The 9,383-nt window shown below is 63.9% G+C and carries 15 protein-coding genes; all 15 read right to left on the minus strand.

The genetic code is table 11. The features are described from left to right. Positions 1-86: 86 nt before the first annotated feature. The 15 genes from ACXJJ3_RS32690 to ACXJJ3_RS32760 all read right to left on the minus strand — a co-directional run bounded on the left by ACXJJ3_RS32690 (position 87) and on the right by ACXJJ3_RS32760 (position 9,379). Positions 87-797 carry a recombination directionality factor gene (locus ACXJJ3_RS32690; RefSeq protein WP_458165717.1) on the minus strand — a complete coding sequence of 237 codons (711 nt, stop codon included), beginning with the start codon at positions 795-797 and terminating at the stop codon, positions 87-89. A 112-nt stretch (positions 798-909) separates the two neighbouring features. Beyond that, positions 910-1,302, minus strand: a complete 393-nt coding sequence (locus ACXJJ3_RS32695) for a hypothetical protein (protein ID WP_458165718.1) — start codon at positions 1,300-1,302, stop codon at positions 910-912. Between the two features lie 2 nt (positions 1,303-1,304). Continuing rightward, positions 1,305-1,601, minus strand: coding sequence for a DUF7574 domain-containing protein (locus ACXJJ3_RS32700; RefSeq protein ID WP_458165719.1), 297 nt, complete (start codon positions 1,599-1,601; stop codon positions 1,305-1,307). Next, the gene (locus ACXJJ3_RS32705) at positions 1,598-2,416 is read right to left on the minus strand and encodes a hypothetical protein (RefSeq protein ID WP_458165720.1); all 819 of its coding nucleotides are present in this window, start codon (positions 2,414-2,416) and stop codon (positions 1,598-1,600) included. Before ACXJJ3_RS32705 ends, ACXJJ3_RS32700 begins: the two co-directional genes overlap by 4 nt. Positions 2,417-2,634: 218 nt before the next feature. Further along, positions 2,635-3,222, minus strand: a complete 588-nt coding sequence (locus ACXJJ3_RS32710) for a hypothetical protein (protein WP_458165721.1) — start codon at positions 3,220-3,222, stop codon at positions 2,635-2,637. Between the two features lie 113 nt (positions 3,223-3,335). Next, positions 3,336-3,935 carry a deoxynucleotide monophosphate kinase family protein gene (locus ACXJJ3_RS32715; RefSeq protein WP_458165722.1) on the minus strand — a complete coding sequence of 200 codons (600 nt, stop codon included), beginning with the start codon at positions 3,933-3,935 and terminating at the stop codon, positions 3,336-3,338. Beyond that, on the minus strand, positions 3,935-4,309 hold the full coding sequence (locus tag ACXJJ3_RS32720; RefSeq protein WP_458165723.1) for a hypothetical protein: 375 nt from the start codon (positions 4,307-4,309) through the stop codon (positions 3,935-3,937). Before ACXJJ3_RS32720 ends, ACXJJ3_RS32715 begins: the two co-directional genes overlap by 1 nt. Further along, the gene (locus tag ACXJJ3_RS32725) at positions 4,306-4,488 is read right to left on the minus strand and encodes a hypothetical protein (protein WP_458165724.1); all 183 of its coding nucleotides are present in this window, start codon (positions 4,486-4,488) and stop codon (positions 4,306-4,308) included. Before ACXJJ3_RS32725 ends, ACXJJ3_RS32720 begins: the two co-directional genes overlap by 4 nt. Beyond that, entirely contained in the window at positions 4,485-4,607 is a 123-nt protein-coding gene (locus ACXJJ3_RS32730; RefSeq protein WP_458165725.1) for a hypothetical protein, read from the minus strand. The genes ACXJJ3_RS32725 and ACXJJ3_RS32730 overlap by 4 nt, the downstream gene beginning before the upstream one ends. Positions 4,608-4,726: 119 nt before the next feature. Beyond that, entirely contained in the window at positions 4,727-5,059 is a 333-nt protein-coding gene (locus ACXJJ3_RS32735; RefSeq protein ID WP_458165726.1) for a hypothetical protein, read from the minus strand. Then, positions 5,056-5,301 (minus strand): phage holin, encoded by a 246-nt coding sequence (locus ACXJJ3_RS32740; RefSeq protein ID WP_458165727.1) that lies wholly within the window; start codon positions 5,299-5,301, stop codon positions 5,056-5,058. The genes ACXJJ3_RS32735 and ACXJJ3_RS32740 overlap by 4 nt, the downstream gene beginning before the upstream one ends. 22 nt (positions 5,302-5,323) lie before the next feature. Continuing rightward, on the minus strand, positions 5,324-6,112 hold the full coding sequence (locus tag ACXJJ3_RS32745; RefSeq protein ID WP_458165728.1) for a hypothetical protein: 789 nt from the start codon (positions 6,110-6,112) through the stop codon (positions 5,324-5,326). A gap of 30 nt (positions 6,113-6,142) precedes the next feature. Continuing rightward, positions 6,143-6,928 (minus strand): hypothetical protein, encoded by a 786-nt coding sequence (locus ACXJJ3_RS32750; protein WP_458165729.1) that lies wholly within the window; start codon positions 6,926-6,928, stop codon positions 6,143-6,145. Continuing rightward, on the minus strand, positions 6,925-8,073 hold the full coding sequence (locus tag ACXJJ3_RS32755; RefSeq protein ID WP_458165730.1) for a hypothetical protein: 1,149 nt from the start codon (positions 8,071-8,073) through the stop codon (positions 6,925-6,927). The genes ACXJJ3_RS32750 and ACXJJ3_RS32755 overlap by 4 nt, the downstream gene beginning before the upstream one ends. 25 nt (positions 8,074-8,098) lie before the next feature. Beyond that, on the minus strand, positions 8,099-9,379 hold the full coding sequence (locus ACXJJ3_RS32760) for a glycine-rich domain-containing protein (RefSeq protein ID WP_458165731.1): 1,281 nt from the start codon (positions 9,377-9,379) through the stop codon (positions 8,099-8,101). Positions 9,380-9,383: the final 4 nt, after the last annotated feature.

A 9,383-nucleotide genomic window follows, 5' to 3' on the forward strand; every position in this document is an offset into this window, starting at 1 on the left:
CAGCAGAAAACTGATTGGTGAGGGCAGCAGGAAGCCCAGAATGAGCCCGCCAGCAGTGGCCATGAGGAGCCAGGCCGCGAGCCGCATCAGGCGGCGCGCTTGATCTTCAGAACCGGCTTCGTGTAGCTCACGGTCTGGCCAGCACGCGGGCCGTTCTTCGCGATGAAGGAGACCTCTTCGAGCGACAGGTGCGCGTGGACCTTGCCGTCGTCGGCGTCCGCGCTGAGGTCGTCCAGCTCGTCAGCAACGCCGTTGTACGCCAGGTCAGACGCCAGCGACCACGAGCCCGACTGGAACTTGAAGACACCGAGGTCCTCGTTGCCCGCGAGGCGGAAATACACCTCGATCTGAGGCTCAGCGCCGGTGCCGTTCCGGGCCTCTTCCTTGCGCTGAGCAAGGGACTGTCCCGCCTGCGGGTCCGGCGTACCGTCCGTGCAGGTCTCGCCGTCAGACTCGCGAATGACCTTGCCGTTCCGGCCCCACAGGATCATCCGCTGACGGAGAGCCTTCGGGCCGTCCAGGACGACATCAACGCCCTTGGAAGTCGTGAAGACCTCCAGGTTGTCTTCACCGGTAGCGTCCCACTCCTGCGCCTCGTCGCCACCCATGGCCTCACGGACTGCTTCGGCAACAGCCGGGTCACCAGTCGTGACGCGCCACTCTTGGAGTGCAACCGGCGTCATCTTCCGGCCCTGCTCCACCTGGTAGCCGGAGCGGAACCGCCCGACAACATCGTCGGAGAACTTCGTCTTCTTCGGGGCCTCGCCGTTCTCCCCGCCGAAAATCTTCAGAGACATGTGTGTTTGTTGGTCCTTCCTTGAAGGTGTGCGCTGTAGCGCGGTACAGGGAGGTACAGGGCCAGCGACGCCCCGCCTGCTCATGTGAGAGTCACGCGGGGCGTCTTACGCATTAGCGCAATGCGGGCGGGCGGCAGATCTGCGGACCGGGAGCAGAGAGCACCTTCGGGCGGGCCGGAGCCGGGGAGTACCCGAGCTGAGCCGTGCCGAGAATGGTGGCGATCTTGCCGGATCGACGCGAGCCCATGAACGGGAGAATCGCGCGCATGACGGCAACAGCCTTCTCTCCGCTGACCTCCGCGTGCCAGGTCGCCTGCGCCGGAGCAGACTTCAGCGAGAGGCGGACGTTTGCCCCGAGCAACGTTGCGGCACGTCCTACGACATCGCGGTCAGTCATGCCGACGCGGACGCGCGGGTACTTGCCCCGGTGCAGGTCGAACGTTCCTTCACCTTCGAGCAGACCAGCGAGCCAGATTACGTCGTCTCGGTCGTTCAGTTCGGTCACAGTTATACGTCCTCTCCCTGCTTGTACGAGCGCCGCATGTCGGCGCGGTTCACTGCCTTACGGAATCCGCCCTCTACGGTGCGAAGGGGGATGAGGTCCGCCGTGGTCAGGTTGTCGCCGAACGAGCTGCACGAACATCCGGAGTCACTGACGTAGAAGAGCGCACCGTCTGAGGTGCGCCTGATGATGGCTTCTTCCGACCAGTCCCAACCGCCCTCGCAGACGCGCGCCAGCACATCAAACACAACGTCGCGTACGCCGTCGCTGATCGCGATGGAACCAAGCGCACCCGTGCTCATCGGCGCCCCCGTCGCTTCGGCTCTTCTACGATCTCGATGGGGATCCCCTGACCGAGGACGGTCTTCTTGGTCTCCTTCTCGTACTGGAAGATCTGCATGAGTGGGAGGAAGACCTCAGTGAACAGCTCGTCGCTGATCAGCGCCGGTACGACCTGCCCGCCCTCGGGGCGCGCGTGGACAACCAAGCCCACGTCGATCTGAGGAATGTCGATCTGAGCGCCATCAGCGCCCACGATGTAGTCCGCGTTCGCGTACGCGGTGAGCTGGAGGGAGACCTCCTCGTGTACGCCGGACCGCGTCGTCTTCCAGTCGCCCATAGCGGTCAGCCGTTCGCCCGTCTTCGGGTCGGTGACCTTGGCGCACCAGTCGAAGGAGCCCGCGTAGCCGTGCTTGACAGACCAGACGGTCTGCTCCAGGAACAGGAACTCCGGATCGTACTGCTTCTCGAAGCCTCGGAAGATGCCGACGTACGGCTCCAGGTCCGGGTGGATCCGGCCCAACGTCTCACCCTTGGCAAGGCGCTCGAACATGTCGTGAACGTCCGTGCCGTTCTGCGCTGCCTGAGCTACGTCGCGGTCAGGTGCACGCTTGAGCATGTCAATTGCGGCCTGTCGGTCGCGAAGCGCGATGCCGACGACCTCTCCTAGGAGGTCAACCGCCTGAGTGGCGACGGCCTTTGCTGCCCAGAACTTGAGGAAGTCCTTCGGGAGCATGTTCAGGATGGACGTAACCCCGGGGACCTTCTGTCCATCGTCGGGGTGCACGTAGAGGCGTGCGCCTCCGCGCTTGATCGTGTTGACCTTGGGAGTCGTCACGCTTTGCGGTCCTCTCTGTCGTGTGTTCGGACAGAGAGGAACAGGGCCAGTGGTGCGAAGCCTGCTCAGATGAGGTGCGAGGAGACAGAAAAAGTGACGAAGTGACGATAGTGATGGTGTTCTGGTTTCCCTATATAGAAACTGCAAAATATATATAAGGGAACGAGAGGACCCGTCACTTTCGTCACTTCGTCACTTTGGACGCCTGAAACAGGGGCTCAGCCCCGCGTCTCCAGGCGTCGGCGCCACCTCCGCGCAGCGCTCTCTAGCGACTGCACCGCCCCTAGCGCCACGGGAACAGCCTCCGGGCTGAGGTCGTCCAGCTCGGTTACGTCCACACGCCGTAGGAGATCGTTCGCGGCGGTGAGCGCCAGGAGTGCACCTCCCGCCATGTCCCGGGAGGTGATCGCGCTGAGCACCGCTTCACGCTGCACGCGTCGATCGTGTGAGCGCTCACGTGCCGTCGCCTTGATGAGCCCGAGTTCGTCTAGCTCGTCTTCCGTCAGCCTCTCGCGGAGCGCAGCGCTGACGTGGTACCGGACCGCTGCTTGGAGCGACTTCAGCTCGTCGCCCGTGACTATGTCGGCGTATACCTCCCCAGCCCAGACGCGATACTGGTACGTCTTCCCGCGCCAGTCCGGCGTACCGTCGTCGGTGAGAAAATGTGAGCGACCCTCAACTAATAGTCCTGCAAGCTGCTTGAGCAGCGGTGTGCGCGCATGTTCTTCGGCTCGCTCGTACTGCCGTAGCAGCTTCCGAGCGTCCGCGCGGATGGTCTCTAGTTTCCGCGCCCCTGTGGTGGCCATAACAGGAGCGTAACAGCCGTGAGGCTCCTTGCGCATCCGGAGCTGAGTGTTTGCTCAGATTCGGGCAAACGACAAAAGCCCCCGCCCGGTATGTACCGGAACGGGGGCTGCTGTCATGCGTGGTGGTGGGTGACGATCCTGCTAGCCCAGGTGTCGAGATCTTCTAGAGATGTGTTCGTGACGTGAAAGTCGGTGTTGTGGTTGTCGAGCGCCGTCTCTGACTCGTGCGTGTCGTCGCTCACGAGACCGGGGCGGGTGATGCGTACGAGGATGCCACCGGCCTCCTTGACCCATTCGGCTTCGTTCTCGAATCGCACGTCTGTGATTACCACGTCTTTGCCCTCAGCGAAGCGGGCTTGATAGACCTTCGTCGCCGTGATGTTGAGCCAGAAATCGGGGTCCAGCTCCCGAATGCCGACGCCGAAGTTCTGCATTGCGCGGCGGACCTCACGGAGGTTCTTGGCGCCATCCCAGCCCATCGCGGAAACGAGATGGGAGAGCCGGAGCGTGAACGGAGCGCCGTACGGAAGACACCAGTTCTCGTCAAGGAACCAGCCGTACTCGTCTTGGTTGATGACGATGTTCGGGTCAAACCCCAGCAGAGCCTCACGCAGCGGGTCAGCGAACGCGAAGCGGTGTACGTCGTACTTCGCGAGTGCACGTGCGAAGGTGTCTTTGCCGGACTGCTTCTTGCCGATAAGGCCGATGAGCATTAGGCGCCGTAGATCCTCTCCATGTCGAATGGCTGACCGCCTGCCTGAAGCAAGGGCGTCACCAGACCGAGACGCCATGAGCGGTCGATCTCGGCGTCAGTCAGGCTCTTGCGCTCCCCCGGCCAGCCGTAGAGTCCGCGAACGTAGGTGTAGGAGCTGCCGCCTCGTACAAACTGAAGGCTGAGAACGTCTCCCGCCCGCCACTTCGGCGCCTCCGGGGGAAGCTCCTCTACCCGTACCTTCGTGCGGTCACTGATGGGGCCGAAGCGGACCGTTGCACCGCCGACACGTAGCGAGTAGTCGTTCTCTCCGACGCCCTCCACGAGCACGCGGTAGCGCCGTCCACGCTGGAACTTCTGAAACGGGGTGATCACTGGTCCTCCTCGTGACGTGCGCGGAGCTGTGCAGCTTGCTTGACCTTGCGCGTGGCCTCAGCCCGGAGCGCGTCGGCGGTGTCGTCGTACTGACAGAAGCGGGCGCGGTCGTATAGCTCTTCCGCCTCCGCGTGAAGCTTGTCGATGCGCTCCGACACGGAGCCGTCAAGATCGCTCACCGCGCACCGCCGATGACAGTCACGCGCCCGTCCGGGTAGCGCAGGACGTGGCCGCCGCTCTCGGTCCGCGTGACGGTCACGAGTTCGCCCGTGAGCGCGCGGAATGTGCTGGTCTTCATATCGGGGTGCCTCCTGGTTGTGGTTGTGCTTGCGAGGAGGTACAGGGCCAGATCTGGGAAACCTGCTCACCCGAAACACGAAAAAGCCCCCGACTCGATGTGAGCCGGGGGCTTCGGTGTTACTGCCCGTAGAGGCGGGCGAGCAGCGGGGATAGTGCGGCGATGACGCCGACAGCGGATACGAAGGCGCCCCACAGGGCCTTGGGTGCCACGCTCGGCCGCTGCTCCAGCGCCGTGACGCGGGCGGCAAGCTTCTCGTCTTCGGCCTCGAGCTTGGTCACGGCTTCCTTCCGCAGCTCGCGGAGATCGCGTAGCTCGCGGTCGTGCTGGTCTAGCTTCGCGCTGTGCTGCGCGAGGGCAACGTCTAGCTTCGCCTCGAACCGGGCAAGCATGACGCGGATCTCCGCACCGTCGCTCCCGAGCCCGCTGTCTGACTCAGGAGCCGGGCTCATGCGTCAGTCTCGCTCAGGTCGGCGTGCTCGTCTTCCTGCGCCTTGTCGTTGATGGCAGGGGACACCTTCGACCGCGCGGCTTCGACACCGAGAACGGCGGCGACCAGGGACAGGATGAACTGGTAGTCCGTGGCGTCGACGTAGCCGCGCGCCAGGAGGTACCCCGCCACCAGGACGACGACGGCGTACAGTCGAACACGAACCGGCTCGTCGCGGAGCTTGTCAAGGATCTTCTTCAGCATGTGGGTCTCTATTCCGGTTGCCTCAGGCAACCACGTTGTAGTTGTCGTGCTGCATGATGGAAGCCGTCTGCGGTCCGAACACGCCGTCTACGTGCAGGCGGTACCGGCGCTGGAGGTTCTTGATAATCCCCGTGAGCTGGAGACCAGCCGACCGCCAGTCGTTTTGACGGATGAACGTCTCCCAGACACGCATGTCCCGCTCGGATGCGACGCCGAGACGCCCGCACCAACGGACGAACAGGCGGCACTCATCAAGCGCGGTCTTCTGGCCGGTGTGGAAGTAGCCTCCATACGCGCCATACTGAATGTAGAAACGGTGGACAGTCGCGCCGCGCGGAGCCTGAGCAGAGTTGCCACCCTGCTTGGCGATCGACGCCTTGTAGGACTCCCAGGTGTTCCCCGCGTAGAGGCGCGGGCCGTCGTCCTTGCCGTTGTTCGCAAGGCCGTTGCGGTCGTTCTTGTAGGCAGTTACCTGCTTCTTCGCGCCCGCCGACAGCGACGGACAGCCGACAGCAATCATGTGGATGTGCTCAACCCACTTGCCCTGCGCGGGCGTTCGGTGCCAGGCGGCGAAGCCAACCTGCCGCGCGCGGAGAACGACCTCTCGAATCTGCGTATCGGTGAGGTTGCGGGCGCGGATGTCCAGTGCGCCGCCGCCGTCATGCGTGCCAGCAGACGCGGCAACGCCACCCTTGTTGAACCCGCCCTGCGTGAGGACGACGGGAGCCGTAGTGATCCGGCGAAGCTCAATGAGCATGTCTCGTGTACGGGCGTCCATGCGGAAGCCCTCGAAGGTGATGTAGTTAGCCATTCTTTGCGCTGGTCTCCTTACGTATGTTGGTTAGACGATCTGCTCAGAGCCTCGGCCGAGAACCCAGTTGTAGTTAGCCTGAATGCTGCCTGCGCCCGCGTCCCGTTTTGCCTGTACGAGAAGCTGCACAACCGAGCCCGGCGCCATACCCGGAATCGTCGTGAAGTCGATGGTGAAGTTCTTTTCGTAGTAGCCGTCATCCGGCACAGTCAGAGTGCCCACTACCAATCCGCCCATGAGTAGTTGGATCGTGCCTGAGGTAACGGGGGTGGTCTTGGTGCAAGTCCCGACGATACCCACATCCAGCAACGGATTCCACACCTGAAGCTGTGCGAAGAGCATGTTCTGATAGGTGCCCAACGCCGTTCCAGGCCACAGGTTCGGCGTGAGTGGACTCATGGCGTGAGAGAACGTTGGGTTAGACAGCCCCCAGCCCTGGACGTAGTCCTCCTGGAAGATGATGTGCCCCTGCTGGTCATGCATCTTCAGTAGCTGTCTGTACCCGTAGGTGTTCGGGTCGGGGTCGTCCAGGGTGAAGGCGATAGTGCCGTCGTTGCGGCGGAGGATGAACCCCGGCTGTACGTCGCCGGACGGTGACGGAAGCAGGTCTTCCCGCGCGCCCATCCGAGCGATTTCATTGCCGTTGGCATCGCGGAGGATGATCGCGCCGCCTTGCACTGTGATACCGCCGCGTCCGATCGTGGACGCTTCCAGGCGCCGCGCTGCTCGCAGCTCCCGGACCTCAGCCTCCAGCGACTGAATGCGCCGAATGATCGCGTCATCGTTGGCGGGAAGGCGCGCTTCGTACTTGCTCATTCGTCTAGCTCCTGTTCCTCAAGCATTGGGGTCACGGTGCCGTCTAGCGTGTCCAGCTCCCAGCCGATTGCACGGGCCGTGAGCGAGTAGCCGTTCGGGTGGCGCGGGGACTCGGAAACCTCAAGCTTCACTGGCGACCCGAGCGACCATGCGACCTCAAGCCGGGGCGCTTCGGAGGCGCGACCAACGAGTGTCACGATGCGCGCACCCTGCTTCATCCACGTCAGCGCTTCGGCAGCGTGCTTCGTCAGGTCGTCGTCCTCGTCGGCGCCAGCGATGGTTCTCCGGAACTCGTAACGCGGCCAACCTGCCGCGAGCAGATCCGTAGCGCGCGCAGGGACGCCAGCCGGGCGAGTGTCACCCTCTCCATCACCGAAGTACTCAATGTGGTTCGCGCCCTTGTCGGACGTGAAGTCTTCGCTCAGCGTGTATTCCACAACGTTGCCGGGGAAGTCGAACACTGCCTCTGGGTTGTCCCAGCTCCCGCGCCCGATGGTCTGCTCTACGTGGAAGCGCTTGTCGAATGCCGTGTGGTTGGCGTTCTTCCAGAGAATGTCCACCGTCCATTCAGGCCCTCCCTGCAGCCCCATCAGCTCCGTTAGCTGCGAGTAGACGGTCTGATCGGACGTGTCGGTGTACTCGCGGTCTAGCGTGAGGTCACTGGTGTACGCGAGCCACGTCAATCCGATGCTCTCCGGGATGTCGAAGACCAGATTCAGAGCGATACCGGAGGCGTTGCGTTGCTCGTTGTCGCGCGCCTTGACAAACCGTCGGTCAAAGTAGCCCTCAATGCTGACCAGGGACAGCTCGATCGTGAAGTTGGTACCCCCGGACCTCCCGATGACGATCCCGCCCCACAGCGGCATCTCGTCCTCCGCGCGGACGCACACCAGCATCACGCGACCCGGCTCCGTAGCAGCCTCCCACCCTGCCGGAGAGTCCGGCAGAGCGAGAGTGCCTTGCAGGGAGGTGTAGGCGCCGATGACGCGGGAGATGGGGCCACCCGGGACGAACGGAAGCTCTTCGATGATGTTGCCCGTAACTAGGTCTGCTCCGTACCAGATGTAAGACGGGATCTCGCCGGTTTTCGGGGCTTCTGGCAACGGTCGCTGTGCGGATGCGAACATGCGACTTTTCGGCGGCATGCGCGAGCCTCCTTACGGATCGAGATCAGAAATAGGTGGTCACGAACACACGGCCTGGTCCGCCTGCACCACCAGCAACGGAGCCCTTGCCGTTGCTGGACTGCGCCCCGCCACCTCCAGCACCGTACGCGCCGCCGTCAGCACCAGCGACAGCCGCGCCGTTACCGCCACCGCCGACACCGCGACCGCCGCCACCAAAGAAGCTGTCGCCGCCAGCGCCTCCGATTGCGAACGCAGCCGCGCCGAAGCCACCAGCGCCGCCACCCCCAGAGATCGAGCGATCCCCACCGGACGCCGTACCGGACGCTCCGCCCGTGTTGCCGTAGGACGATGCCGACTGCGCCTCGTAGAGGCCGCCTCCACCGCCGTTGGCGACCACTGCCGTTGCTGAGGCGAACGAGGAGGCACCTCCACCGTTGCCGTTGGCACCGACGACGCCAGCGCCACCAGCGCCGACCGTGACGGGAACTGTGGACCCGAGGTCACTAGCGTTGAACCGCTTGAAGGAGTAGCCACCAGCGCCGCCCCCAGAACCCATGGAGTGCTGACCAGCAGTGGACGCGTTCGCGCCCCCACCGGCGCCACCCCCGCCAACGACCTCTACCTCTACGTACTGCGCACCGGACGGCTTAGTCCAGGTGCCGTTAGCGGCAAAGGTCTGCGTGACGGCGTTGCCGCGCGAAAGGGGGACCCACGTCGTACCGTTCCACGCCTCGACAATGCCAGACGTGGTGTTGTAGATCGTCGCACCGAGAGCAGGCGCAGCGGGGCGCGTCTTGCTCGGTAGGATGCCACCGGACGCCACGGTGTAGACACGCTCATCCACCATGGAGGTTGAGCCGGAGGTCGGCACGGTGAACGTTGCCAGGAGTAGCGACTTCGCGGGGGTGGCTGGGGCGGTTGGCGTAGCGTTCGGGCTGCCTGCCAGATACCGCGCGTAGACGCGGGACTGTGCGTCTCCGTTGTCCTTGTCCTGGAGCTGGAGGACAAGGATGTCCTTCCGGGGGTTGGTCGCATCAGGAGCCGGAATCGCGCCGGACTCCGTTGCCGTCACGGCGAACCGGTACTCACCGAACGCGCCAGACGAGACGGCAGTGATAGCAGCGATGCCGGGGGCAATCATCCACGTGGAACCAGTGAACGTGACCTGCATGCCCGTGCCGCCCGGGCGGACGCCGGTACGACCCCCAAGCACGGCGCCGTCGTAGAACGCATAGAGCGTGTCCATAGACCGCAGCGCGGCGGCGTCGTAGAGAAGGGTGTTGTCTCCGGGATCGTTGACCCACTGCGGGATAGAGATCGTCATATGC

Source organism: Kribbella sp. WER1 (assembly GCF_054189145.1).

Excerpts from the sequence above, each read along its gene's own strand:
- ACXJJ3_RS32690 (WP_458165717.1), bottom strand. The coding sequence starts at position 797 with ATGTCTCTGAAGATTTTCGGCGGGGAGAACGGCGAGGCCCCGAAGAAG.
- ACXJJ3_RS32700 (WP_458165719.1), bottom strand. The coding sequence starts at position 1,601 with ATGAGCACGGGTGCGCTTGGTTCCATCGCGATCAGCGACGGCGTACGC.
- ACXJJ3_RS32710 (WP_458165721.1), bottom strand. The coding sequence starts at position 3,222 with ATGGCCACCACAGGGGCGCGGAAACTAGAGACCATCCGCGCGGACGCT.
- ACXJJ3_RS32715 (WP_458165722.1), bottom strand. The coding sequence starts at position 3,935 with ATGCTCATCGGCCTTATCGGCAAGAAGCAGTCCGGCAAAGACACCTTC.
- ACXJJ3_RS32730 (WP_458165725.1), bottom strand. The coding sequence starts at position 4,607 with ATGAAGACCAGCACATTCCGCGCGCTCACGGGCGAACTCGTGACCGTC.
- ACXJJ3_RS32735 (WP_458165726.1), bottom strand. The coding sequence starts at position 5,059 with ATGAGCCCGGCTCCTGAGTCAGACAGCGGGCTCGGGAGCGACGGTGCG.
- ACXJJ3_RS32740 (WP_458165727.1), bottom strand. The coding sequence starts at position 5,301 with ATGCTGAAGAAGATCCTTGACAAGCTCCGCGACGAGCCGGTTCGTGTT.
- ACXJJ3_RS32745 (WP_458165728.1), bottom strand. The coding sequence starts at position 6,112 with ATGGCTAACTACATCACCTTCGAGGGCTTCCGCATGGACGCCCGTACA.
- ACXJJ3_RS32750 (WP_458165729.1), bottom strand. The coding sequence starts at position 6,928 with ATGAGCAAGTACGAAGCGCGCCTTCCCGCCAACGATGACGCGATCATT.
- ACXJJ3_RS32755 (WP_458165730.1), bottom strand. The coding sequence starts at position 8,073 with ATGCCGCCGAAAAGTCGCATGTTCGCATCCGCACAGCGACCGTTGCCA.
- ACXJJ3_RS32760 (WP_458165731.1), bottom strand. The coding sequence starts at position 9,379 with ATGACGATCTCTATCCCGCAGTGGGTCAACGATCCCGGAGACAACACC.